This is a genomic window from Citrobacter sp. RHBSTW-01044 (assembly GCF_013781945.1).
Lineage (GTDB): Bacteria > Pseudomonadota > Gammaproteobacteria > Enterobacterales > Enterobacteriaceae > Citrobacter > Citrobacter braakii.
Window position 1 is genome coordinate 1,722,045 of record NZ_CP056180.1, and the last position, 25,600, is coordinate 1,747,644.

24 protein-coding genes are annotated in these 25,600 nt (G+C 52.9%); 17 read left to right on the forward strand and 7 right to left on the reverse strand.

The window, feature by feature from the left end:
- Positions 1 to 9: 9 nt before the first annotated feature.
- From HV352_RS08275 to dusC, 4 genes are all read left to right on the forward strand, one after another.
- A complete protein-coding gene (locus tag HV352_RS08275; RefSeq protein ID WP_181635336.1) occupies positions 10 to 711 on the forward strand; it encodes a fumarylacetoacetate hydrolase family protein in 702 nt (233 codons plus the stop codon).
- An 8-nt stretch (positions 712 to 719) separates the two neighbouring features.
- On the forward strand, positions 720 to 1,364 hold the full coding sequence (gene maiA, locus HV352_RS08280) for a maleylacetoacetate isomerase (RefSeq protein ID WP_075849054.1): 645 nt from the start codon (positions 720 to 722) through the stop codon (positions 1,362 to 1,364).
- A 14-nt stretch (positions 1,365 to 1,378) separates the two neighbouring features.
- Positions 1,379 to 2,572, forward strand: coding sequence for a 3-hydroxybenzoate 6-monooxygenase (locus tag HV352_RS08285; RefSeq protein WP_047359167.1), 1,194 nt, complete (start codon positions 1,379 to 1,381; stop codon positions 2,570 to 2,572).
- A 61-nt stretch (positions 2,573 to 2,633) separates the two neighbouring features.
- The gene (dusC, locus tag HV352_RS08290; protein WP_019077218.1) at positions 2,634 to 3,584 is read left to right on the forward strand and encodes a tRNA dihydrouridine(16) synthase DusC; all 951 of its coding nucleotides are present in this window, start codon (positions 2,634 to 2,636) and stop codon (positions 3,582 to 3,584) included.
- 184 nt (positions 3,585 to 3,768) lie between these two features.
- Here dusC and HV352_RS08295 read toward each other — a convergent pair whose 3' ends face one another.
- Positions 3,769 to 4,503, reverse strand: a complete 735-nt coding sequence (locus tag HV352_RS08295; RefSeq protein ID WP_016153703.1) for a class I SAM-dependent methyltransferase — start codon at positions 4,501 to 4,503, stop codon at positions 3,769 to 3,771.
- Positions 4,504 to 4,672: 169 nt separating this feature from the next.
- Between HV352_RS08295 and mdtQ the strand changes: the two genes are divergently transcribed.
- Positions 4,673 to 6,112 carry a multidrug resistance outer membrane protein MdtQ gene (gene mdtQ / locus HV352_RS08300; protein WP_109017510.1) on the forward strand — a complete coding sequence of 480 codons (1,440 nt, stop codon included), beginning with the start codon at positions 4,673 to 4,675 and terminating at the stop codon, positions 6,110 to 6,112.
- 24 nt (positions 6,113 to 6,136) lie between these two features.
- Here the strand turns inward: mdtQ and HV352_RS08305 are convergent, their stop codons facing one another.
- Complete coding sequence (locus HV352_RS08305) at positions 6,137 to 6,709, reverse strand: DedA family protein (RefSeq protein ID WP_016153701.1); 573 nt, start codon at positions 6,707 to 6,709, stop codon at positions 6,137 to 6,139.
- Positions 6,710 to 6,873: 164 nt separating this feature from the next.
- Here HV352_RS08305 and HV352_RS08310 point away from each other — a divergent pair, with 164 nt between their 5' ends.
- Both HV352_RS08310 and pbpG read left to right on the forward strand, forming a co-directional pair.
- Positions 6,874 to 7,461: a Yip1 family protein gene (locus HV352_RS08310; RefSeq protein WP_016153700.1), complete on the forward strand. Its 588-nt coding sequence runs from the start codon at positions 6,874 to 6,876 to the stop codon at positions 7,459 to 7,461.
- A gap of 180 nt (positions 7,462 to 7,641) precedes the next feature.
- Positions 7,642 to 8,589: a D-alanyl-D-alanine endopeptidase gene (gene pbpG / locus HV352_RS08315; RefSeq protein ID WP_016153699.1), complete on the forward strand. Its 948-nt coding sequence runs from the start codon at positions 7,642 to 7,644 to the stop codon at positions 8,587 to 8,589.
- Positions 8,590 to 8,689: 100 nt separating this feature from the next.
- Here the strand turns inward: pbpG and dld are convergent, their stop codons facing one another.
- Positions 8,690 to 10,399, reverse strand: a complete 1,710-nt coding sequence (dld, locus tag HV352_RS08320; RefSeq protein ID WP_016153698.1) for a D-lactate dehydrogenase — start codon at positions 10,397 to 10,399, stop codon at positions 8,690 to 8,692.
- Between the two features lie 232 nt (positions 10,400 to 10,631).
- On the opposite strand from dld, the gene bglX reads away from it, so the two are divergent.
- The 5 genes from bglX to HV352_RS08345 all read left to right on the forward strand — a co-directional run bounded on the left by bglX (position 10,632) and on the right by HV352_RS08345 (position 16,901).
- Entirely contained in the window at positions 10,632 to 12,929 is a 2,298-nt protein-coding gene (gene bglX / locus HV352_RS08325) for a beta-glucosidase BglX (protein WP_181635337.1), read from the forward strand.
- Between the two features lie 217 nt (positions 12,930 to 13,146).
- Positions 13,147 to 14,064: an ABC transporter substrate-binding protein gene (locus HV352_RS08330; protein WP_181635338.1), complete on the forward strand. Its 918-nt coding sequence runs from the start codon at positions 13,147 to 13,149 to the stop codon at positions 14,062 to 14,064.
- A gap of 15 nt (positions 14,065 to 14,079) precedes the next feature.
- Positions 14,080 to 15,246, forward strand: a complete 1,167-nt coding sequence (locus tag HV352_RS08335; protein ID WP_016153695.1) for an ABC transporter permease — start codon at positions 14,080 to 14,082, stop codon at positions 15,244 to 15,246.
- The gene (locus HV352_RS08340) at positions 15,239 to 16,186 is read left to right on the forward strand and encodes an ABC transporter ATP-binding protein (RefSeq protein ID WP_016153694.1); all 948 of its coding nucleotides are present in this window, start codon (positions 15,239 to 15,241) and stop codon (positions 16,184 to 16,186) included. The genes HV352_RS08335 and HV352_RS08340 overlap by 8 nt, the downstream gene beginning before the upstream one ends.
- Positions 16,170 to 16,901, forward strand: a complete 732-nt coding sequence (locus tag HV352_RS08345; RefSeq protein WP_016156966.1) for an ABC transporter permease — start codon at positions 16,170 to 16,172, stop codon at positions 16,899 to 16,901. The genes HV352_RS08340 and HV352_RS08345 overlap by 17 nt, the downstream gene beginning before the upstream one ends.
- On the opposite strand, the gene HV352_RS08350 is transcribed toward HV352_RS08345, so the two are convergent.
- Together HV352_RS08350 and mlrA are read right to left on the reverse strand one after the other, a co-directional pair.
- Entirely contained in the window at positions 16,882 to 16,989 is a 108-nt protein-coding gene (locus tag HV352_RS08350; RefSeq protein ID WP_003027354.1) for a protein YohO, read from the reverse strand. The two genes, HV352_RS08345 and HV352_RS08350, sit on opposite strands and share 20 nt — an antisense overlap.
- Before the next feature lie 74 nt (positions 16,990 to 17,063).
- Complete coding sequence (gene mlrA, locus HV352_RS08355; RefSeq protein ID WP_016153692.1) at positions 17,064 to 17,795, reverse strand: HTH-type transcriptional regulator MlrA; 732 nt, start codon at positions 17,793 to 17,795, stop codon at positions 17,064 to 17,066.
- Between the two features lie 225 nt (positions 17,796 to 18,020).
- Here mlrA and HV352_RS08360 point away from each other — a divergent pair, with 225 nt between their 5' ends.
- From HV352_RS08360 to HV352_RS08370, 3 genes are read left to right on the forward strand one after another with little or no spacing between them, the layout of a single operon-like run.
- Positions 18,021 to 19,706 carry a sensor histidine kinase gene (locus HV352_RS08360; RefSeq protein WP_016153691.1) on the forward strand — a complete coding sequence of 562 codons (1,686 nt, stop codon included), beginning with the start codon at positions 18,021 to 18,023 and terminating at the stop codon, positions 19,704 to 19,706.
- Positions 19,703 to 20,422, forward strand: a complete 720-nt coding sequence (btsR, locus tag HV352_RS08365) for a two-component system response regulator BtsR (protein WP_016153690.1) — start codon at positions 19,703 to 19,705, stop codon at positions 20,420 to 20,422. Before HV352_RS08360 ends, btsR begins: the two co-directional genes overlap by 4 nt.
- 46 nt (positions 20,423 to 20,468) lie before the next feature.
- Positions 20,469 to 20,939 carry a DUF1456 family protein gene (locus HV352_RS08370; protein WP_016156965.1) on the forward strand — a complete coding sequence of 157 codons (471 nt, stop codon included), beginning with the start codon at positions 20,469 to 20,471 and terminating at the stop codon, positions 20,937 to 20,939.
- 42 nt (positions 20,940 to 20,981) lie between these two features.
- On the opposite strand, the gene HV352_RS08375 is transcribed toward HV352_RS08370, so the two are convergent.
- Positions 20,982 to 21,440: a YehR family lipoprotein gene (locus HV352_RS08375; protein WP_016156964.1), complete on the reverse strand. Its 459-nt coding sequence runs from the start codon at positions 21,438 to 21,440 to the stop codon at positions 20,982 to 20,984.
- Between the two features lie 207 nt (positions 21,441 to 21,647).
- Positions 21,648 to 23,681, reverse strand: a complete 2,034-nt coding sequence (metG, locus tag HV352_RS08380; RefSeq protein ID WP_181635339.1) for a methionine--tRNA ligase — start codon at positions 23,679 to 23,681, stop codon at positions 21,648 to 21,650.
- Positions 23,682 to 23,845: 164 nt separating this feature from the next.
- Between metG and apbC the strand changes: the two genes are divergently transcribed.
- Together apbC and HV352_RS08390 are read left to right on the forward strand one after the other, a co-directional pair.
- The gene (gene apbC / locus HV352_RS08385; protein WP_016153686.1) at positions 23,846 to 24,955 is read left to right on the forward strand and encodes an iron-sulfur cluster carrier protein ApbC; all 1,110 of its coding nucleotides are present in this window, start codon (positions 23,846 to 23,848) and stop codon (positions 24,953 to 24,955) included.
- Between the two features lie 264 nt (positions 24,956 to 25,219).
- Complete coding sequence (locus HV352_RS08390) at positions 25,220 to 25,501, forward strand: DUF2574 family protein (protein WP_181635340.1); 282 nt, start codon at positions 25,220 to 25,222, stop codon at positions 25,499 to 25,501.
- Positions 25,502 to 25,600 lie beyond the last annotated feature (99 nt).

Genomic DNA, 25,600 nt, shown 5'->3' on the forward strand with positions numbered 1-25,600 from the left:
AGAGAGAAAATGACGCAATACGTATTCGAACCACAAGCGCCTGTTACCGTTCCGGTCGTTGGCAGTAATGAACAGTTTCCCGTGCGTCGCGTTTACTGCGTGGGCCGCAACTATGCCGCTCATGCGCGTGAAATGGGTTTTGATCCGGATCGCGAACCGCCGTTCTTCTTCTGTAAACCTGCCGATGCGGTGGTTCCGGTGACGGCCGGTCAAACCCTCGAGCTGCCATACCCGTCGCAGACCGATAACTATCACTATGAGATAGAGCTGGTGGTGGCGATCGGTAAAAAGGGCAGCGATATACCGCTGGAAAAAGCGCACGAATATATCTGGGGCTATGCCACTGGTCTGGATATGACCCGCCGCGACAGGCAGATGGAGATGCGCCAGATGGGGCGTCCGTGGGAAATCGGCAAAGCATTTGATCTCTCAGCCCCCATCGCGCCGCTGCATAAAGCCAGCGAAAGTGCGGATGTTAACAACGCGCCTATCTGGTTGCAGGTCAACGGCGACGATCATCAGCGTAGCGATATTCGCCACCTCATCTGGTCCGTTAATGAAACGATTAGCTATCTGTCCGGCTTTTTCGAACTACAGCCGGGTGATTTGATCTACACAGGCACGCCAGAGGGCGTGGGCGCAGTGGTGAAAGGAGATGTGATCACCGGCAATGTAGACGGTTTAACCCCCATCGCTGTGAAGATTGTCTGAGGTGGATGATGAAGCTGTACAGTTTCTTTAACAGCTCCGCGTCATATCGCGTACGCATTGCGCTGGCGCTGAAGGGGCTTGATTACCAGACGGTGGGTGTCAACATTCGCATCGGTCAGCAGAACGAGCTGGCCTACCGGCGGATGAACCCGGTAGGGCTGGTACCGACGCTGGTCACTGATGAGGGAGAATCACTCGGGCAGTCGCTGGCGATAACCGACTGGCTGGATGGTCACTTTCCGCAGTCGCCGCTGCTGCCAGCCGACTTCCCGGCGCGCAGCCGGGTGCTGGAAATTGTTTATGCCATCGCTTGTGATATCCATCCCGTGAATAACATGCGGGTACTGCGCTACCTGAGCGAAGAGCTAAAGGTCAGTGAAGAGGATAAAAAACGCTGGTATGCGCACTGGATCCAGCAAGGGTTAAGCGCGGTTGAACAGATGCTGCGCCAGAGTCAGTCGGGGACGTTCTGCGTGGGGGATGCGCCGACGCTGGCGGATTGCTGTCTGATCCCGCAGTGGGCGAACGCGTTACGTATGGGCTGTGATCTGAGCGGGTATCCGCGCTGTAAGGCGGTATATGATGCCTGTACCCAGCTTCCGGCGTTTATCGCCGCCGCGCCCGAGAATCAACAAGACAAAATTCCAGCCTGATAAGGAGAACGACAATGGCTAAAGTGACACGCGCAATTATCGTGGGTGGCGGGATTGGCGGCGCGGCGACCGCGCTGTCGCTGGCCCGTCAAGGCATTAAAGTGATGTTGCTGGAGAAAGCGCACGAGATTGGTGAGATTGGTGCGGGCATTCAGCTCGGGCCGAACGCGTTTTCTGCTCTGGATAGCCTTGGTGTGGGTGACGTCGCTCGCAAGCGCGCCGTTTTTACCGATCACATCACCATGATGGATGCGGTAAACGCGAAAGAGGTTGTACGCATTGAAACCGGGCAGGCGTTCCGCGATCACTTTGGCGGTCCTTATGCGGTTATCCATCGGGTTGATATTCATGCTTCTGTCTGGGAAGCGGCACTGGTTCATCCCAACGTTGAGTATCGCACTTCAACTAACGTGGTTGATATTCGCCAGACAGAAGATGATGTGACGGTCTTTGATGAGCACGGTAACAGCTGGACAGCGGATATTTTGGTGGGCTGTGACGGTGTGAAGTCGGTTGTGCGTCAGTCTCTGATTGGCGATGCGCCACGCGTGACCGGGCACGTGGTCTATCGCGCGGTGATTGATTGCGATGATATGCCGGAAGATTTGCGCATTAACGCGCCGGTGCTGTGGGCCGGACCGCACTGCCACCTGGTGCACTATCCATTGCGTGGCGGCAAGCAGTATAACCTGGTGGTGACCTTCCACAGTCGTCAGCAGGAGGAGTGGGGGGTAAAGGATGGCAGTAAAGAGGAAGTGCTCTCCTATTTTGCCGGTATTCATGCGCGTCCGCGCCAGATGCTGGATAAGCCGACCTCATGGCGTCGCTGGTCCACCGCTGACCGCGAACCGGTAGAGAAATGGGGGACCGACCGCATTACGCTGGTGGGTGATGCTGCGCATCCGGTGGCACAATATATGGCGCAGGGCGCCTGTATGGCGCTTGAAGATGCCGTCACTCTCGGTAAGGCGTTACAGCAGTGTGACGGCGATGCGGCTGATGCCTTTGCCTTGTATGAGTCGGTGCGTATTCCGCGTACTGCGCGCATCGTCTGGTCGACGCGCGAAATGGGACGTGTGTACCACGCCGCAGGCGTCGAGCGCCAGGTGCGTAATCTGCTGTGGAAAGGCAAATCTCAGGCGGAATTTTATCGTGGTATGGAATGGCTGTACGGCTGGAAAGAAGATAACTGCCTGTTGCCGCGCTGAGCCTCTTTAATCTCCCGAACGGAGGCGCTACCATAGCGCCTCTTTTTTTGCGGGTGACGATATGCGTGTTTTACTGGCGCCGATGGAAGGCGTGCTCGACTCACTGGTGCGCGAGCTGCTGACTGAAGTGAATGATTACGATCTGTGCATCACCGAGTTTGTGCGCGTGGTGGATCAGCTCCTGCCGGCAAAAGTATTCCATCGGCTCTGCCCGGAACTGCATAACAATAGCCGGACGCCATCCGGCACGCGGGTGCGCATACAGTTGCTGGGACAGTATCCGCAGTGGCTGGCGGAGAACGCGGCGCGCGCGGTAGAACTGGGCTCGTTTGGTGTCGATCTGAACTGTGGCTGCCCGTCGAAGCTGGTCAACGGCAGCGGCGGTGGCGCAACGTTATTAAAAGATCCTGAACTCATCTACCGGGGCGCAAAAGCCATGCGCGAGGCGGTGCCTGCGCATCTGCCCGTGACGGTGAAAGTGCGTCTGGGCTGGGACAACAGCGACAGGCAGTTTGAAATTGCTGATGCCGTTCAGCAGGCTGGCGCCAGCGAGCTGGCGGTGCATGGCCGAACCAAGGAACAGGGCTATAAGGCCGAGCATATCAACTGGCAGGCGATCGGTGAGATCCGCCAGCGGCTTACCATTCCGGTTATCGCAAATGGCGAAATCTGGGACTGGCAAAGCGCCCAGGATTGTATGGCTATCAGCGGATGCGATGCGGTGATGATTGGCCGTGGGGCATTAAATATTCCGAACCTGAGTCGTGTGGTGAAGTACAACGAGCCACGTATGCCGTGGCCTGATGTCGTGATGCTATTGCAAAAATATACCCGTCTTGAAAAGCAGGGTGATACCGGGCTGTATCACGTGGCGCGGATTAAACAATGGTTAGGGTATTTGCGTAAAGAATACTCAGAGGCAACCGCGCTGTTTCAGGAAATTCGCGCATTAAACAATTCACCGGATATCGCGCGCGCGATTCAGGCCATTGATATCGCTAAATTGCATTAACACATTAATCGGCCACCGGAGTGGCCTTTTTTTCAAAAAATCATCTTAAACACGCCAGTCACCACCAATAACCCAATCAGAAAAATAACTAAAATAATCCACAGTAAGATTTTCATCAGCGTTCCTTTTTTGGTGAGTTCAGGTTAAGTATAGGAAAGCCTCTGAAAATCTTCCTGTAATGACCTTACTCCGGTTTACGTGCGCTGAGCAGAAACACCATTGGCCGCTCTTTTTCTTCATCCAGCGCCGGGTTTTCAGCAATCTGTTCAGCGGACGGTCCCCATTCATCGACACAAACGATTTCGAATCCGGCGGCTATCAGCGCATTAATCCAGGTCGCCAGCTTACGGTGCTGTTTTTTGACACCCTCCGCGAACCAGTTACTGATGCGTGTGCCTTCCTGCTGATAATGATTGACCGGCCAGGACTGTTGCCCGGTTTTATCTTTTATCCAACCTTGATTAAGCGGTGCAGTATAAATGGGATGCTCGGCAGAGAATACCAACATGCCTCCCGGTGTTAACGACTGGTAAATCGTTACGAATAATCGCGCGATATCGCGCAAATAGTGCAGGGCAAGTGAGCTATAAACCAGGTCAAAAGAATTTGGTGACAGGGAAAGCGTCTCGAGATCTTCACGGCGATAAACGATGCCATTACCCTGCGTCATGCTGTGCGCCTGGGTTAACATCTTTTGTGAAATATCCAGTCCCACTACGCTGGCCGCCTGGTTATCGCGCGCGTAGCGGCAAAACCAGCCATATCCGCAACCCAAATCGAGGATATTTTTTCCCTGCAGAGCGGGGAGCATCGCTTGTATTGTCGGCCATTCTGGCGCACCGTCGAGCCCTTTTACTGAACGGTCCAGCGTGGCATATCCGGCAAAGAACTCGGGATCGTCATAGATATTCTGTGACATAATGTCTCCATCCATAAATTATTAAAATTAATTAATCTAAATTATTTGTTGGGTGTATATTTTTCCGATTATATATTTTTATTGCCAAAGGTGTATTGCCACGCGTAACTAAAAAAGGAAACGCGACAAGTCGTAATCTCAGCACATCTTTTCTTACCTGTGTCTCTCCATGAATCGTAATTCTGCTTTTGTCACGACGGCATTGTTGCCGCTTTTTATTTTGATGTCAGGTTGCGCGCCGATGCATGATGACCGCCAGTCTCTGTCACAGCAGACCCCCGCTGCGAATGTCGATACCACATTGCCTGCGGCGTTAAAAAATGGCTGGCCGGACAGCCAATGGTGGAAGGCATACCATGACCCCCAGCTTAATGCGCTGATTGACAGCACGTTACGCAACTCCCCTGATATGCAGGTCGCGGAACAGCGCATTCAACTGGCGGAGGCGCAGGCTAAGGCTGTGGAGGCGCAGGATGGCCCGGAGATCGATTTCTCAGCAGATGTAGAGCGTCAGAGAATGTCAGCCGAAGGGCTGATGGGTCCGTTTGCCATTACCGATCCGGCCGCCGGGACGACCGGGCCGTGGTACACCAACGGCACCTTGGGTTTAACTGCTGGCTGGAATCTGGATCTGTGGGGTAAAAATCGGGCCGAAGTGACGGCACGTATTGGGGCCGTTAAGGCGCGTGAAGCCGAGCGCGAGCAAACGCGACAGGTGCTGGCGAGTGGTGTGGCTCGTCTTTACTGGGAATGGCAAACGCAGGCCGGGCTGAAAACCGTGTTGACGCAAATCGAAACCGAGCAGCAGAACGTCATTAACGTTGATCGTCAACTGTATCAAAATGGTCTTACTTCTTCGGTGGAAGGTGTTGAAACCGATATCGATTCCAGCAAAACAGAGCAGCAACTGAACGATGTCAGCGGTAAAATGAAGGTGATTGAAGCGCGGTTGAGCGCGCTGACCAACTCGCAGTCCACAGCCCTGAAACTCCATTCGACCCCGCTGCCCGCGGTGGAAAGCCAGCTCCCGTCCCAGCTAGGTTATTCGCTGCTGGCCCGCCGACCGGATTTGCAGGCGGCGCACTGGTACATTGAGTCATCGCTGAGCAGCATTGATGCGGCGAAAGCGGCGTTTTATCCCGATGTAAATCTGATGGCATTTTTACAACAGGATGCGTTACATCTGAGCGACTTGTTTCGCCATTCCGCGCAGCAAATGGGCGTAACGGCCGGGCTGACGCTGCCTATCTTTGATAGCGGCAAGCTGAACGCGAATCTCGACATTACTAAAGCGCAAAGCAACCTGACGGTGGCGAATTATAACAAAGCCGTGGTGGATGCGGTGAATGACGTGGCGCGTGCAGCATCGCAGGTAGAAACACTGGCGCAGAAGAATCAGCATCAGCAGCAGATTGAGCATGATGCACTGCGCGTAGTGGGTCTGGCGCAGGCGCGCTTCAATGCCGGAATTATTGCGGGCTCCCGGGTCAGTGAGGCAAAGATCCCGGCATTACGTGAACAGTGCAACGCTCTGCTTTTACAAGGGCAATGGCTGGATGCCTCAATCCAGTTGAACCGTGCGCTGGGGGGCGGCTACCACGCTTCGTAACGCACCCGCCCGGTAGACATCGCGCTATCGGGCCGTACTTTTGCTGCTGCGTTTTTTTAACCACCACCGAACGCCTGGCACCAGCACAATCACCAGAGCCAGCCATATCCAGTGCTTAATATGCTGGTCGAGATTGTGTAGCCACGGCGCAATGACTTCTCCCCCCACGTAACCCAGAGTGGTAAATATCAGCGCCCACGCCAGCGCCCCCAGAATATTCAACGGCAGGAAAATTTTAGGCGGCAAATGGCTTGCGCCAATCAGCAACGGGCCGATCACGCGAAAACCATACATAAAACGGGTGCCAATTACGAACAGATAAGGACGGCGCTGGATCATTTTCTGCGCCCGGCGGATTTTGTCGCGATGTTTTGAGAAACGACGCAAAATTTTTCCACCGTAACGACGCCCAAGCAGATACAGCAATTGATCGCCAATCATCCCGCCCAGGGCCACAGAGATAACCACCAGAGGAAATTTAAGTAATCCCTGATGTGCCGCCACGCCGCCCAGCAGGGTAATGGTTTCACCTTCGGCCAAACTGCCAATGACCAATGCGGCGTAACCGTAATGTGCAATAAGACTGTTTATATCCATATGTCTGGATGACCTCCCGACGTTAAGCATACACCCTGTGAATCATCGTGGGGTTTAAAAGCGCTGAATTAGCGGTTCGTTATTTTTGTTGTTGTACAAAAATTAATCCAAAGCTGAATTATACTTGAACTGTTGAGGTCCGGAGCTGACAAGAAGGGGGCGGTATGAACCATGTCTGGGGGCTGTTTTCCCATCCCGATCGTGAAATGCATGTGATCAACAGCGAAAACGAAAGCGTTTCGCATCACTACACCCACCATGTACTGCTGATGGCGGCAATCCCGGTTGTTTGTGCGTTCATCGGTACCACACAAATCGGCTGGGATTTTGGCGATGGCAATATCCTGAAATTATCCCTGTTGACTGGATTTGCAATGGCGATTCTGTTTTACGGGGTGATGCTGGCGGGCGTTGCCGTCATGGGCCGGGTTATCTGGTGGATGGCGCGTAACTACCCGCAGCGTCCGTCGCTGGCGCATTGTATGGTCTTTGCCGGATATGTCGCGACGCCGCTTTTTTTAAGCGGGCTGGTCGCACTTTATCCGCTGGTCTGGCTGTGCGCATTAGTCGGGACTCTCGCGCTGTTTTACACCGGCTATTTACTTTATCTCGGCATTCCAACGTTCCTGAATATCACTCGTGAGGAAGGGTTGAGTTTTTCCAGTTCGACGCTGGCGATCGGTGTGCTGGTACTGGAGGTACTGCTGGCTATTACGGTAATCCTGTGGGGTTACGGCTATCGGTTATTCTGACGGATAAACCTGTCTACGCTGCGTTGTTGACGTAAAAGTCAGCAACGCAGCATTTCGAGACGATTCTCCTGTGGCAGCAAACCTGCCGGATCGTTATGATGCCTGAGCTAGCTTGAGATAATACTTAATCTCTGGCGGTGTGCGTTGTGACGTGCGTGAACCATTATCAGAAATCTCATCATGCTGAAATTCCGAGTTTCATTATTAAGCCTTGCCCTGGTGCTGGCCGTTCCTTTTGCACCCCAAGCCGTGGCGAAAACGGCAACTACCGCAGCGGCTTCTCAACCTGAGATAGCGTCCGGTAGCGCGATGATCGTTGATCTGAATACCAACAAAGTTATCTATTCGAACCACCCGGACCTTGTGCGTCCGATTGCGTCGATTACCAAATTAATGACGGCGATGGTGGTGCTTGATGCACGACTGCCGCTGAATGAAAAGCTGAAAGTCGATATTAGCCAGACGCCGGAGATGAAAGGCATATACTCTCGCGTACGACTGAACAGCGAAATCAGCCGTAAAGACATGTTACTACTGGCGCTGATGTCATCAGAAAACCGCGCGGCGGCGAGCCTGGCGCATCATTACCCGGGCGGATACAACGCGTTTATCAAAGCCATGAATGCCAAAGCGAAAGCGCTCGGCATGACTCAGACACGCTTTGTGGAACCCACTGGCTTGTCGATTCACAATGTCTCGACCGCCCGTGACTTAACCAAGCTGCTGATCGCCAGCAAACAGTATCCGCTGATCGGCCAGCTAAGTACCACGCGTGAAGATATGGCGACGTTTGCCAACCCTGCGTATACGCTGCCGTTTCGTAACACCAACCATCTGGTATACCGCGATAACTGGAATATTCAGTTAACGAAAACCGGGTTTACCAATGCGGCAGGTCACTGTCTGGTGATGCGCACGGTGATTAATAACAAACCGGTGGCGCTGGTGGTGATGGATGCCTTTGGCAAATATACTCACTTTGCCGATGCCAGCCGTTTACGTACCTGGATTGAAACGGGCAAGGTGATGCCGGTTCCGGCGGCGGCGCTGAGCTATAAAAAGCAAAAAGCTGCACAGATGGCGGCGGCAGGTTCGGCGAAGGGCGAGCAAACCGCGCAGAACGATTAAATAAGATATCTTTTCCGGCCTACGCATAGCGAATGTAGCAGTAGGCCGGGCAAGCGAAGCGCCCCGGCAACATGCCCGGTAGCGCTTATCTTTTTCAGGTTTACGATTCTTTCCAGAACTTCTGCTTACTCGTTTTCCCAATACCCGGATTCATACTGTTGGTGGGGTCATTCTCACGGTAAAAACGGGTCAAGGTTTCCGGTGCCTGATACAGATGCCCGACGTTATGCTCTGCCGGATACTGCGCCCCACGCTCACGCAGGAGTTCCAGCATCTGCTCTTTGAGCGCATGCGCATCCACGCCTTTTTTCACGATGTAATCCTGATGGAAAACGTAACACATAAAGTGACCGTAATAGAGTTTGTGCACCAGTTGACTGTCGATCTCTGGGGGCAGATGCTCGTACCATTCGGTGTCGTTACGACGCAGCGCGATATCCAGCGCCAGAATATCTTCCACCTCATCCGCATGTACGGCCTGATAACGAATAGCCGCGCCAGCCGCCGCAAAGCGGTGCAAGAACGCCTTGCTGCCTTCTTCCGCCGTACAGGCAAAGAAGTCGCCTTCAGCGGTTTTGAAATACTCGCTTAGCCAGTTTTGGGCTTCAGCCACGCCGCCACCGGCCATTTTTAACAGCAGGTGATGCTCGTACTTATCGCGCCAGCTTTTCATGCGCGCCGGTAAGTGACTGGGGAATAAATGACCAAATTTCTGCATTGCCCGGTCGGTGAAGTGAGGACGGAAAATTTTCACTTTTTCCAGCATCGCATCGGTGCGGCCTTTCAGGGTGAAGAAGAACGGCATTTTGTCGGTGCCGAGCTTGTCGATCATCAGAAACGTATCTTTGCCGTATTGCTCAGCGATGTCGTAAATATCGCGGTGCATATATTCACCGGCGACCGGCAGATGCTCGAATTTTGCCAGAATATGACGGCGGATCTCCGTCAGCACCTCTGGCTGGTTGGTGCCGATGTAAAAGACCTGCTGGTTTTTTTCGGCTTCGAAGGTGTCCAGACGCACGGCAAAGACCGCGAGCTTGCCTGCACAACCGGACGATTCAAACAAGCGATCCGGGTCGGCGTTATAGCGTGCGGGCGTGTCCGCGTCGATATCTCTGACGCGGGTAACGTAGTCATGATCGTGCGCGTGACGTCCGTCGTGGCGAACATCGTCATCTCTAATACGCTCGTCATCCAGTTTGCTCAGGATCTGCTCCGGGGTCTGGCCCAGCTCGATACCCAGATGGTTAACCAGCTGTAATTTTCCCTGTTCATCAATACGCGCAAACAGCGACATCTCCGTGTATGCCGGGCCGCGCTGTACCAGCGAGCCGCCGGAGTTGTTGCAAATGCCACCGATAACCGAAGCGCCGATACAGGAAGATCCGATTACCGAATGCGGCTCACGGCCAAACGGTTTGAGCGCTTTTTCCAGCGAATAGAGAGTGGTTCCTGGATAGGCCAGCACCTGTTCACCTTTGCCGATGACGTGCAGCTTATCAAGACGCAGGGTGCTGATAATGACAATCTCGCGGTCGTAATCATTACCGCTCGGCGTAGACCCTTCGGTCAGACCGGTGTTAGCGGCCTGCATCAGGATAATTTTATCCGCGGCGACGCAGGCGCTCAAAACGCGCCACAGTTCTAAAAGCGACCCGGGGAACACGACGGCAAGCGCATCGCCCTGGCCGGAGCGGAATCCCTTGCGATAGCGGGCGGTTTTAGCAGGTTCTGTCAGCAGGTGTGAATGACCCACCAGACGGGTCAGTTCATTCAGGAAAGCTTTATTATCTGTTGTAATGGAAGACATTCTCCACTCCTTGTGGTGGGACTCAATATCAGGAACAAGCATAGCGCTTTGTATGACAATACGCTTTCTCATTCATATTGTCTCTGGTTCGTCTTTTACTGATTCGCGCTGGTTTCGAAAATTAGGAGAATAACCTTAGCTTTCTTTATCGCTCCCGTTTAGTCTTACGGCAAACTGCGGTTTTTGTTATATTTTCGCTGCCTCGTCGGGAAAAAATAAAGAGAGAATCAACATGAAATGGCTATGTTCTGTAGGTGTCGCGGTGAGTCTGGCATTGCAACCAGCGTTGGCGGACACTCTGTTTGGTAACCATCCACTGACGCCAGAGGCGCGGGATGCCTTCGTTACCGATTTACTCAAGCAGATGACTGTGGATGAGAAGATTGGGCAACTGCGTTTGATAAGCGTCGGGCCTGATAACCCGAAAGAAGCCATCCGCGAGATGATCAAAAACGGGCAGGTTGGGGCAATTTTTAACACCGTCACGCGCCAGGATATCCGCAAAATGCAGGATCAGGTGATGGATCTCAGCCGCCTGAAAATCCCTCTCTTTTTTGCCTACGACGTATTGCACGGTCAGCGTACTGTATTCCCGATAAGCCTCGGTCTGGCGTCCTCCTTTAATCTCGATGCGGTCAGAACCGTTGGTCGGGTGTCTGCGTATGAAGCCGCCGATGATGGTCTGAATATGACCTGGGCGCCGATGGTCGATGTCTCGCGCGATCCTCGCTGGGGCCGCGCCTCGGAAGGGTTTGGCGAAGATACGTATTTGACCGCCACGATGGGCAAAACCATGGTGGAAGCGATGCAGGGTAAAAGCCCGGCCGATCGCTATTCGGTGATGACCAGCGTCAAGCACTATGCCGCCTATGGCGCGGTTGAAGGCGGCAAGGAATACAACACTGTCGATATGAGCCCGCAGCGTTTGTTCAACGACTATATGCCACCGTACAAAGCCGGACTGGACGCCGGTAGCGGTGCGGTGATGGTGGGGCTTAATTCGCTGAACGGCACGCCGGCGACTTCGGATGCATGGCTGTTAAAAGACGTGCTGCGCGATGAGTGGGGCTTTAAGGGCATTACCGTTTCCGATCACGGCGCGATTAAGGAACTGATTAAGCACGGTACCGCCGCCGATCCTGAAGATGCGGTGCGTGTGGCGATCAAGTCCGGCATCAACATGAGCATGAGCGATGAGTATTACAGCAAATACCTGCCGGGGTTGATTAAGTCAGGTAAGGTGACGATGGCGGAGCTGGACGACGCTGCGCGTCATGTGCTGAACGTGAAATATGATATGGGGCTGTTTAACGATCCGTACAGCCATCTGGGGGCTAAAGAATCTGACCCGCAGGACACCAACGCGGAAAGCCGTTTGCACCGCAAAGAGGCGCGTGAAGTGGCGCGTGAAAGCCTGGTGCTGCTGAAAAACCGTCTGGAAACATTGCCGCTGAAAAAATCCGCCACCGTAGCGGTTGTCGGTCCGCTGGCCGACAGCAAGCGTGATGTGATGGGGAGTTGGTCTGCTGCCGGGGTTGCCGATCAGTCGGTAACGGTGCTGACGGGGATTAAAAATGCCATCGGCGAGCAGGGCAAAGTGGTATACGCCAAAGGGGCGAACATCACCAACGACAAAGGCATTGTCGACTTCCTCAACCAGTATGAAGAGGCGGTGAAGGTTGACCCGCGTTCGCCGCAGGCGATGATTGATGAAGCCGTTAACGCCGCGAAGCAGTCTGACGTGGTGGTCGCGGTAGTTGGTGAAGCGCAGGGAATGGCGCATGAAGCCTCCAGCCGCACCGATATCACCATTCCGCAGAGTCAGCGTGACCTGATTACCGCGCTGAAAGCCACGGGTAAACCGCTGGTTCTGGTACTGATGAACGGTCGTCCGCTGGCGCTGGTTAAGGAAGATCAACAGGCCGATGCGATCCTCGAAACCTGGTTTGCCGGGACGGAAGGCGGTAACGCCATCGCCGATGTGCTATTTGGCGATTATAACCCGTCAGGCAAGTTGCCGATGTCTTTCCCGCGCTCTGTCGGACAGATCCCGGTCTATTACAGCCATCTTAATACCGGTCGCCCGTATAATGCCGATAAGCCGAATAAGTACACGTCGCGCTACTTTGACGAAGCGAACGGTCCGTTGTATCCCTTTGGCTATGGCCTGAGCTACACCACATTCACGGTTTCTGATGTGAAACTCTCTTCTCCGACGATGAAGCGTGACGGGACCGTGATGGCCAGCGTGCAGGTGACCAACACCGGCAAACGCGAAGGTGCGACGGTGATTCAGATGTATTTGCAGGATGTTACCGCTTCAATGAGTCGTCCGGTAAAACAGCTGAAAGGTTTTGAGAAAGTGAATCTTAAGCCGGGTGAAACCCAAACCGTTAGCTTCCCAATTGATGTTGAAGCGCTGAAATTCTGGAACCAGCGTATGCAATACGATGCCGAACCGGGCAAGTTCAACGTCTTTATCGGCGTGGATTCTGCCAGAGTGAAGCAGGGCGAATTTGAACTGCTGTAATTGATATCATGCCTGATAGCGTGACGCTTATCAGGCCTGCGAAATCGTACCATCCGGTAAACTCACTTTGGGTTTGCCGGATTTTTTTATTGTATTATCGCCTTACCGCGAGTAACTCTCAGTGTTACTACCCAATTGCCAGGTTAAGGCTTGATTTTTCGACTATGCTTTTTCCTCAAGTCTCTGAAAAGGGCCGTAAAAGAATGAGGAGTGCAGCATGATAATTTCAAAAGTTTGGGTGGGTTCGCTGGCGTTATTTGCCGCGATCAGCTTGCCCTTACAGGCCGCGTCACCCGTCACGGTCGGTTCAAAAATAGATACCGAAGGGGCGCTGCTCGGCAACATTATTTTGCAGGTGCTCGAAAGTCACGGCGTGAAAACCGTTAATAAAGTACAGCTGGGTACCACTCCGGTGGTGCGTGGGGCAATCACCTCTGGTGAACTGGATATTTATCCGGAATATACCGGCAATGGCGCATTCTTTTTTAAAGATGAGAATGATCCTGCATGGAAAAATGCGCAGGCCGGTTATGACAAAGTGAAAAAGCTGGACGCAGAGCAAAATAAGCTGATCTGGCTAACGCCTGCGCCCGCCAACAACACCTGGACCATCGCGGTTCGCCAGGATGTCGCGCAAAAGAATAAGCTTGAGTCCCTTGCCGATTTAGGCCGTTACCTGAAAGACGGGGGGACGTTCAAACTTGCCGCCTCTGCGGAATTTATCGAACGGGCTGACGCGCTGCCTGCCTTTGAAAAAGCCTATGATTTCAAACTGAATCAGAATCAGCTGTTGTCGCTGGCGGGGGGGGATACCGCGGTGACGATTAAAGCAGCGGCGCAGCAGACCTCTGGGGTCAATGCGGCGATGGCCTACGGTACCGATGGTCCGGTTGCGGCGCTCGGTCTGCAAACATTAAGCGATCCACAAGGCGTGCAGCCCATTTATGCGCCAGCGCCCGTTGTGCGTGAATCGGTGCTGAAGGACTACCCGCAAATGGCAGAATGGCTACAACCGGTATTTGCCAGCCTGGATGAAAAAACGCTGCAACGGCTGAATGCCAGTATCGCCGTGGAGGGGCTGGATGCGAAAAAAGTCGCAGCAGACTACCTGAAGCAAAAAGGATGGGTGAAGTAACGGAGTTTGCAGCAGGTGGGTGTTTTGTCGAATATTTCAGTAAATCGGGTGCTGTTGCTGCTGGTGTTTCTTACCATCGCGGCGGCAGCGCTTCCTTTCATCAGCTATGCTCCCAATCGCCTGGTTTCCGGTGAAGGTCGTCAACTCTGGGATATCCAACCCGACATGGCGTGGGGATTAGCGGCGGCCTGTGTGCTGCTGTTTCTTCTGTGCTTTGTACCGGGAAAATCCGGCAATATATTGACGCTTATTGTTAGCCAACTGTTGGTGATTGCGGCGCTGGTCATCGCCGGCACAACGGCAACGTATCTGGCTCAGACGGGTAGCCCGCTGGCCAGAACCAGCCTGGGCAGCGGGTTCTGGTTAGGGCTGGGACTGATGCTGCTGGCAGCCAGTGACGCCATTCGTCGCATCACCGAACGGGCGTCGTGGCGTTGGTTATTGCACGCACAAATATTCATTTTGCCGCTTGTGTTACTGCTCTCCGGTACGTTTAACGATCTTTCTCTGCTTAAAGAATATGCCAATCGCCAGGATGTCTTTAACGACGCGCTGGCGCAGCATCTGACGATTCTGTTCGCTACCGTGGTGCCCGCGCTGCTCATTGGCGTGCCGCTGGGCGTCTGGTGTACATTTTCTGTCTCCCGTCAGGGGCCGGTATTCGCGGTACTGAACATCATCCAGACTATTCCCTCCGTCGCGCTGTTTGGCCTGTTAATTGCGCCGCTTGCCGGACTGGTGAAGCACTTTCCCTTGCTGGGTTCGCTTGGCGTAGCGGGAACCGGTCTGACGCCTGCACTTATTGCGTTGGTGCTGTATGCGCTCTTACCGCTGGTTCGCGGCGTAGTGGCCGGGTTGAATCAGGTTCCACGCGATGTACTTGAAAGCGCCCGGGCGATGGGGATGAGCGCGCGTCAGCGGTTTATCTCGGTGCAGTTTCCACTGGCGCTGCCGGTCTTCTTGCGCAGTTTGCGAGTGGTGATGGTCCAGACGGTGGGGATGGCGGTGATAGCCGCGCTGATTGGTGCAGGGGGATTTGGCGCGCTGGTCTTTCAGGGATTGCTCAGTAGCGCCGTTGATTTAGTGCTGTTGGGCGTGATCCCGGTCGTTGTGCTGGCTGTGTTGATTGATGCGCTGTTTGATTTAGGGATCGCGCTGCTAAAGGTATCGAATAATGATTGAATTTCGCCATGTCAGTAAAACCTATGGCCAGCAAAAAGCCGTCGACGACCTTAACCTGCAGTTAGGAGAAGGCAGCTTTTCGGTATTAATTGGCACGTCAGGTTCGGGCAAGTCTACCACGCTAAAGATGATCAACCGGCTGGTTGAACATGACAGCGGGCAGATCCGTTTTGCCGGGGAGGAGATCCGCAGCCTGCCAGTGCTGGAGTTACGACGGCGCATGGGGTACGCGATTCAGTCTATTGGTTTATTTCCCCACTGGACCGTCGCGCAGAATATTGCCACCGTACCGCAGCTGCAAAAGTGGTCACGTTCACGTATTGATGACCGAACAGATGAACTAATGGCGCTGCTGGGCCTCGAGGCGAGTTTGCGTCACCGTTATCCGCATCAGCTTTCCGGCGGACAACAGCAGAGGGTTGGGGTTGCGCGAGCGTTGGCGGCAGATCCGCAGGTGCTACTGATGGATGAGCCTTTTGGCGCGCTGGACCCGGTCACCCGCGGCGCGCTGCAGCAGGAGATGACGCGTATCCACCGTTTATTGGGACGTACCATTGTGCTGGTGACGCATGATATCGACGAGGCGCTGAGACTGGCGGAGCATCTGATTTTGATGGATGCGGGAAAAGTTGTGAAGCAAGGCACGCCGCTGTCGATGCTCACTGCGCCAGCGAATGATTTCGTGCAAACTTTTTTTGGCCGCAGTGAACTGGGCGTAAGGCTGTTGTCGCTGCGTACGGTAGGGGATTTTATCCGTCGCGGTGAACACTCAGACGGCGAGCCGCTGGTGGATGAGATGACGCTACGTGATGCATTGTCGGTGTTCGTGGCGCGTGGCTGCGACGTCTTGCCGGTCGTGACGCCGCAGGGGTTACCCTGCGGGACGCTTCATTTTCGCGATTTGCTTTCGGAGACGCCGACCCGTGAAACGTCTTGCTGATCCATTGCTATGGCTTGTTGCGCTGTTTCTGATCCTGTTGGTGGGGTTGCCTCACAGTCAGGCCCTGTTTAGTTCGCTATTTCCGGCGCTGCCGCGTCCCGTGTATCAGCAGGAAAGTTTTACGGCGCTGGCGTTGAGCCATTTTGCGTTGGTGGGGATTTCAAGCCTTATTGCCGTCATCATTGGCACCGGCGCGGGAATAGCGGTAACCCGGCCCTGGGGCGCGGAATTCAGGCCGATGGTGGAAACGATTGCCGCCGTGGGGCAGACATTTCCTCCGGTCGCCGTGCTGGCGATCGCCGTACCGGTGATGGGGTTTGGGCTTGAACCCGCGATTATCGCGCTGATTTTGTATGGCGTGTTACCAATTTTGCAGGCAACTCTGGCGGGACTCGGCGGAATTTCTCCCAGCGTGATGGATATCGCCAGCGGAATGGGCATGAGTCAGGGCCAGCGGCTGCGGAAAGTGGAGTTGCCGCTGGCGGCACCGGTTATTCTGGCGGGAATTCGCACGTCGGTGATTATTAATATCGGCACCGCTACGATAGCCTCAACCGTCGGGGCGAACACGTTGGGCACGCCGATTATCATCGGGCTGAGCGGGTTCAATACCGCCTATGTGATTCAGGGGGCGCTGCTGGTCGCGCTGGCTGCGGTGATAGTTGACCGCGGGTTTGAGCGATTAGCGAGCCACCTTACCCGGCACGTAAAATGAATGTGTAGCCTGCCAGCATGACGCCGCCGATACCGCCGATGGCCATCAGCAGGAAGAGGGTGATGACACCGATTTTAGCTGCGCTCATTATGCACTCCTTATGTGAATCTAAGGATTGTACACGTTTGTTAACAGAATATTAAGAGCCGATCCTGGTTGGCTTTAAATACCGAGCGGATAAATATCGTGACCTAACGCGCGCCATTCGTTCAGTTGTTGCTGCTGAGCGGGCGTTTGGCTTTCGCCGCACCAGACCAGTAAGGTTCGCCCTTCAAACAATTCCGGTCGCAATTGGTTTAGCGAGTGGGCGAGGACGTCAACGCGCCATCCCTGCTGGCTGGCAACCCAACCCTCCAGCCATAAGCGGGTGGTATCATGAATGTTCCAGCCGACAACCAGGGCATCTTTACCCTGTTTCTTGCGCGCCGAGGCCAGACAAATCGCGATGTAGTTGATGAGGACACCGTCGAGGATCCCCAGTAACGCCTGCAGGATCGGCTGCTGACATTGCAGGCGGCGGCGTAACGGAATGAACAAATGGGTGTTGAGCGTTTGTGCGGGATAATCCTGACCGCGCTCTTTGATCCACATCCTGAGGCTATGCAGATTATTACTTTGCAAATAGCTCAACAGCGTCTCTTGCTGTTCGCGCCAGCCGTTATGCACATCAATGTTCTCATTACTGAGCAACATTTTTACCTTACTGACCTGAACGCCGTTATTTATCCAGCGTTTTATCTCACGGATCCGGTCGATATCCGCGTCGTTAAACAGGCGATGCCCGCCGTCTGTTCGCTGCGGTTTCAGTAATCCGTAACGCCTCTGCCACGCGCGTAAAGTGACAGGGTTGATATCACAAAGCAAAGCCACTTCACCTATTGTGTAAAGCGCCATCGTCGTCTCACTTATGCTCGCGAGGTCCCAGTTTTACTTTAGACGCTCTTTTGCGAACCAGGTAGTTTTGTCTGTTTTTTGATCAACAAATGGGTGAATTTGTAGTCATGCTCGCGCTTTCGAGTGATCGTTCTCACAAATTCCTTTTTTTTTGCAACACTTCAAAGAAAGTTACGCGCAGCCCATGTATGTTACGCGCTTTTAAGTGATGTGTGGTTGGCAGGTATGTACGAGTTTAATCTGGTGTTGCTGCTGCTTCAGCAGATGTGTGTGTTTCTCGTTATCGCGTGGCTCATGAGCAAAACGCGTTTGTTTATCCCGCTGATGCAGGTCACGATCCGGCTCCCGCACAAGCTGCTTTGCTACGTTACCTTTTCCATTTTCTGCATTTTGGGCACCTATTTCGGGCTGCACATTGATGATTCTATTGCTAATACCCGTGCTATCGGCGCGGTGATGGGTGGGCTGCTTGGCGGCCCGGTGGTCGGCGGTTTGGTCGGTCTAACCGGTGGCTTACATCGCTATTCAATGGGCGGAATGACGGCGCTCAGTTGCATGATTTCGACCATTGTGGAAGGTTTGCTCGGCGGGCTGGTGCACAGCGTGCTCACCCGTCGTGGCCGTACCGATAAAGTCTTTAGCCCACTGACCGCGGGTGCCATTACTTTTGTCGCCGAACTGGTGCAGATGCTGATCATCTTGTTAATCGCCCGGCCGTTTGACGATGCGTTTCGGCTGGTCAGTAATATCGCCGCGCCGATGATGGTGACGAATACCGTGGGTGCAGCCTTATTTATGCGTATTTTGCTCGATAAACGGGCGATGTTTGAAAAATATACCTCTGCTTTTTCCGCCACTGCGCTCAAAGTTGCCGCCTCAACGGAGGGTATTTTGCGCCAGGGGTTTAACGAGGTTAACAGCATGAAGGTCGCTCAGGTGCTGTATGAAGAGCTGGATATCGGTGCTGTGGCAATTACCGACCGCGAGAAGCTGCTGGCATTTACCGGCATTGGTGACGATCACCATCTACCCGGAAAACCTATTTCGTCGTCGTACACCCAACGGGCGATAGAAACCGGAGAGGTGGTGTATGCCGATGGGAATGAAGTCCCTTACCGCTGTTCTTTGCACCCGCAATGCAAATTAGGCTCGACGCTGGTGATCCCTTTGCGGGGGGAAAACCAGCGGGTGATGGGGACCATCAAACTGTATGAAGCCAAAAACCGCCTCTTTAGCTCGATCAACCGCACGCTGGGGGAAGGGATCGCCCAGTTGCTTTCGGCGCAGATTCTGGCCGGGCAGTATGAGCGGCAAAAAGCGATGCTCACGCAGTCGGAAATCAAACTCCTGCATGCACAGGTGAACCCCCATTTTTTGTTTAATGCGCTCAACACCATCAAAGCCGTGATCCGACGTGATAGCGAGCAGGCCAGCCAACTGGTGCAGTATCTGTCGACGTTCTTTCGCAAAAACTTAAAACGTCCGTCGGAGATTGTGACGCTGGCTGATGAAATTGAGCACGTTAATGCCTATCTGCAAATTGAAAAGGCGCGATTTCAGTCGCGCCTGCAGGTGACTTTGACGGTGCCAGATGCGCTTTCGTATCAGCAATTACCTGCCTTTACCCTACAACCTATTGTGGAGAATGCCATTAAGCACGGTACCTCTCAGCTACTGGATACCGGCGAAGTGTCGATTACCGCCCGCCGTGAAGGGCAGTATCTGATGCTGGATATTGAAGATAACGCCGGGTTGTATCAGCCAACGTCTGAGGCCAGCGGATTGGGTATGAATCTGGTTGATAAACGACTGCGCGAGCGGTTTGGCGACGATTTTGGCATCAGCGTAGCGTGTGAACCTGACCGCTTTACCCGAATCACTTTACGACTTCCTCTGGAGGAACTGGCATGATCAAAGTGCTGATTGTCGATGACGAACCGTTAGCGCGGGAGAATCTGCGGATCCTGTTGCAGGCGCAAAGCGACATCGAGATCGTCGGCGAATGTTCGAATGCGGTGGAAGCCATCGGCGCGGTACATAAACTGCGTCCGGATGTCCTGTTCCTTGATATTCAGATGCCGCGTATCAGCGGTCTGGAAATGGTTGGCATGCTTGATCCTGAGCATCGTCCGTATATTGTTTTCCTTACTGCCTTTGATGAATATGCGGTGAAAGCTTTTGAAGAACACGCGTTTGATTATCTTCTCAAACCGATTGAAGAGGCGCGACTGGAAAAAACGCTGAGCCGTTTGCGTCAGGAGCGCACGAAGCAGGATGTATCGCTACTGCCGGAGAATCAGCAGGCGCTGAAGTTTATTCCGTGCAGCGGCCACAGCCGAATCTATCTGCTGCAAATGGATGACGTGGCGTTTATCAGCAGCCGCATGAGCGGCGTGTATGTGACCAGCAGCGATGGTAAAGAAGGTTTCACCGAACTGACGCTCAGAACGCTGGAAAGCCGTACACCTTTGCTGCGCTGCCATCGGCAATATCTGGTGAATATGGCGCAATTGCGGGAGATCCGTCTGGAAGAAAACGGTCAGGCCGAACTGATTTTACGCAACGGGCTGACAGTTCCGGTAAGTCGCCGTTATCTTAAAAGCCTAAAAGAGGCGATTGGACTGTAAAACTGATACACTGCGCGCCATTGCATCACCGACAGTTGAAGGCTCTATGCTAAGTAACGATATTCTTCGTAGCCTGCGCTACACCCTGAAAGCGAACAATAACGACATGGTGCGTATTCTTGCGCTTGCTGACATGGAATCCACCTCCGCAGGTTTTGATACCTGGATGACAAAAGAAGATGAAGCCGGGTTTATTCGCTGCCCGGATATCATTCTCTCCGGATTTTTAAACGGTCTGATTTATCATCTGCGTGGTAAAGACGAGTCTGCGCCGGAACTGGCGCTTGAGCGTCGTGTTAACAACAACACTGTGCTGAAAAAGCTGCGTATCGCCTTTTCGCTGAAAACCGATGATATTCTTGCCATTATGACCGAGCAGAAGTTTCGTGTGTCGATGCCTGAAATTACCGCCATGATGCGCGCGCCGGATCATAAGAACTATCGCGAATGCGGCGATCAGTTTCTGCGTTACTTCCTGCGGGGTTTGACGTCGCGAGTGCACAAAACGAAAGCGTAAAACGACGCTGGCGACCGCGATGAATATCGGGTCGCCAGGGTGTTATTTCACTTCTTTAAAACCCGCCGATTCCATTACCGTTTGCATTTGCTTCATGCTGATATTTTTATCGGCTTTCTCAGAAAGCTTCATCCCGGAAATTGCCTGCAACGCTTTTATATCGACTTTTTCCATATCAATAGTGACATTTTCCTGTGCGTAGGTATCTGTATAGGTGAGCTTTTCTTCTACGCCTGCAATATTTTGATATTTGGCGCTTAACGCATCGAATACTTTTGCGGCTTCCTCTTTATTGCTGGCGCCGACAGACGCATAGCTGATTTTACTTTCGGAGCTTTGTTTCAGAACTTTGTCACCTTTATAGGTGTAAGAGACGGTGATATCCGAACCGTTAAGATTGGCATTGAATGTTTTCGTTTCTTCTTTATCACCACAACCCGCCAGGGAAAAAACCACAACCGATGCCACGGCGAGAGAAACTAATTTTTGTAACGCTGTCATGTAAAACTCCATTTTATGAATATCGAATGCTAAATAATAACGCCAATGAATATGAGGGCCGGGCGGCCTTAATAGCAGAGCAGTATAGAATAAATCTAATAGCGATGGCTAAGCAGTCCGAAAATGGAGTGGGGGAGTGTGTTTAAGATTAAAGGTAAATCACTCAGCAAAAAAAGCGCTGCAGTTGCAGCGCTCGAGATGTCTGATTTATTTCACCTGTTGGCCAGGTTTTGCGCCTTCGTCCGGGCTTAACAGGAAGATATCTTTCCCGCCAGGACCTGCCGCCATGACCATCCCTTCAGAAATGCCGAAGCGCATCTTACGAGGTGCCAGGTTAGCAACCATAATTGTCTGACGTCCAACCAGGGTCTGCGGATCCGGATAGGCAGAACGAATACCAGAGAAGACGTTACGCTTCTCGCCACCGAGATCCAGCGTCAGACGCAGCAGTTTGTCAGAACCTTCCACAAACTCGGCGTTTTCAATCAATGCCACGCGCAGGTCAACTTTGGCGAAATCGTCAAAGGTAATGGTTTCCTGAATCGGGTCATCCGCCAGCGGGCCGGTTACCGGTGCGGCAGCGGCCTTCACTTCTTCTTTCGACGCTTCCACCAGTGCTTCAACTTGTTTCATGTCGATGCGATTGTAGAGCGCCTTAAAGGTGTTGACCTTGTGACCGAGCAGCGGTTGCTTAATGGCATCCCAGCTCAGCTCGCTGTTCAGGAAAGCTTCTACATGTTCAGCAAGCGTTGGCAGAACCGGTTTCAGGTAAGTCATCAGGACGCGGAACAGGTTGATACCCATGGAGCAGATCGCCTGCAGGTCGGCATCGCGGCCTTCCTGTTTAGCAACGACCCACGGAGCCTGTTCGTCAACGTAGCGGTTTGCCACATCGGCCAGCGCCATGATTTCACGGATAGCTTTACCAAATTCACGGCTTTCCCATGCTTCGCCAATCACCGCAGCAGCGTCAGTGAAGGTTTTATACAACGCCGGGTCGGCCAGTTCAGCCGCCAGTACGCCGTCAAAACGCTTGCTGATAAAGCCTGCGTTACGTGATGCCAGGTTGACTACTTTGTTGACGATATCGGCGTTTACACGCTGAACGAAGTCCTCCAGGTTCAGGTCGATGTCATCAATGCGTGAAGAAAGCTTCGCTGTGTAGTAGTAGCGCAGGCTGTCGGCGTCAAAGTGCTTCAGCCAGGTGCTGGCCTTAATGAAGGTACCGCGAGATTTGGACATCTTCGCACCGTTTACCGTCACATAACCGTGTACGAACAGGTTGGTCGGCTTACGGAAGTTGCTGCCTTCCAGCATCGCCGGCCAGAACAGGCTATGGAAGTAGACGATGTCTTTACCGATGAAGTGATACAACTCAGCGTCGGAATCTTTCTTCCAATACTCATCAAAACTGGTCGTGTCGCCGCGCTTATCGCACAGGTTTTTGAACGAACCCATATAGCCAATTGGTGCATCCAGCCAGACATAGAAGTACTTGCCTGGCGCATCCGGGATTTCAAAACCGAAGTATGGGGCATCGCGGGAAATATCCCACTGCTGCAGGCCGGATTCGAACCATTCCTGCATTTTGTTGGCGACCTGCTCCTGCAACGCGCCGCTGCGTGTCCAGGCCTGTAGCATCTCGCTGAATGACGGCAGGTCAAAGAAGAAGTGTTCGGAGTCGCGCATTACCGGCGTCGCGCCAGAAACGACGGATTTCGGCTCGATAAGTTCGGTCGGGCTGTAGGTTGCGCCGCAGACTTCACAGTTATCGCCGTACTGATCCGGAGATTTACATTTCGGGCAGGTGCCTTTAACGAAACGGTCCGGCAGGAACATGCCTTTTTCCGGATCGTAAAGCTGGGAGATAGTACGGTTCTTAATAAAACCGTTCTCCTTCAGGCGCGTATAAATCAGCTCAGACAGCTCACGGTTCTCTTCGCTGTGCGTAGAGTGGTAGTTGTCATAGCTGATGTCAAAACCCGCAAAATCAGTCTGATGCTCCTGACTCATTTCACCGATCATCTGCTCTGGCGTGATCCCAAGCTGCTGTGCTTTCAGCATGATTGGCGTACCGTGTGCGTCGTCCGCGCAGATGAAGTTAACCTGGTGGCCGCGCATTCGCTGGTAACGGACCCAGACATCAGCCTGGATGTGCTCCAGCATATGGCCGAGGTGGATAGAGCCGTTGGCGTACGGCAGCGCGCACGTTACCAGAATTTTCTTCGCGACTTGAGTCATAGTGGGCAATTACTTCTTTTGTAGTGAAAAGGGCTTTGATAGTACCAAAATGGTAATTACTGCGCCAAGCGATAAGGGCATTTATCCGTAAATGAATAATTGTTGCGGTTGGAGTAAACTACCTGGTGACTATTGTATTTTCAGAACAACAAAAAGGAGTCGGGATGAACGCACAATCCCAGGCCAAATCACCAGAGACCCTGCGCGCGATGGTTGCCGGGACGCTGGCGAATTTTCAGCATTCAACCCTGAAGCATAATCTGACGACGCTTAAAGCGTTGCATCACGTCGCCTGGATGGATGACACGTTGCACGTTGAGCTGGTCATGCCGTTTGTCTGGCAGAGCGCGTTTGAGGACTTAAAAGAGCAATGTAGCGCCGATCTGCTGCGTATTACTGGTGCGAAAGCGATCGACTGGAAACTGTCGCATAACATTGCGACGCTGAAACGCGTGAAAAACCAGCCGGGCATTAATGGTGTAAAAAACATCATCGCCGTCAGTTCGGGTAAAGGTGGCGTGGGTAAATCCTCTACTGCCGTGAACCTGGCGCTGGCGCTGGCTGCGGAAGGGGCTAAGGTAGGGATACTGGACGCCGATATTTATGGCCCGTCAATCCCGACGATGCTCGGTGCGGAAAACCAGCGTCCAACCTCTCCAGACGGTACCCATATGGCGCCGATCATGTCTCACGGCCTGGCGACAAACTCTATTGGTTATCTGGTTACTGACGATAATGCGATGGTGTGGCGCGGCCCGATGGCCAGCAAAGCCCTGCTGCAGATGCTGCAAGAAACCTTATGGCCGGATCTTGATTACCTGGTACTGGATATGCCGCCGGGTACGGGTGATATCCAGTTGACGCTGGCGCAAAACATTCCGGTCACGGGGGCTGTTGTGGTGACCACTCCGCAGGACATCGCGCTGATCGATGCGAAAAAAGGCATCGTGATGTTCGAAAAAGTCGAAGTGCCAGTGCTGGGTATTGTTGAGAATATGAGTATGCATATTTGCAGCAACTGCGGTCATCACGAGCCAATCTTCGGCACCGGTGGCGCGCAGAAACTGGCTGAGCAGTATCACACCCAACTGCTGGGACAGATGCCGCTGCATATTTCTCTGCGTGAAGACCTGGATCGTGGTACGCCGACGGTCATCAGCCGTCCTGACAGCGAATTTACCGCCATTTACCGCGACCTTGCAGGACGTGTCGCTGCCCAGCTCTACTGGCAAGGGGAAGTGATCCCGGGTGAAATTGCCTTCCGCGCGGTGTAATTAATAGCGTTAAAAATATTCACCGTATCAATAATGCATTGATGCGGTGAATATATTGGATGAAAAATCTCACTCAATTATTTATCCGGACTGTATAATTCATGTCTTTTTCTGAATAAATACCCTCAATGCATCATTTAAATTGATCAAATTGGTCGAATTAATCTACAATCTCAATTAGCCTTAGCGAGGCAGTTAATCCATAATCTACTGGAAAGACGGCTTGTGTGCTGTTTCCCAACCGATACAGGAATAATGAACGTAATGAAAAAAAATTTATTCTTGGGAGTTATTACTTTGGCTTATGGAATGAGCGCTTCTGCTTTCGCCACAGATACTGCCACCCTGAATATCAATGGTCGGGTAACTGAACCCACCTGTAGCACTGATGTTGTAAATAACGAAGTGCAGCAACGCTGTGGCAATGCCATTTCCTTTTCAAACGTCAGAGCGGGTGTTTCCAATCCAACAAAAGGTGCGGTAACTGAAATTGTTACTATCACCGGTGACGCTACACGACAAATAGTGATGACGCGTTACGATTAAACGTCTTTTATCAGCCATGCATTATTATTGTGAATAATACGTGGCTGATCATTTCTCTGAAGAATTCCATTCCGACAGTTAATCTCGTAAATTTATTAA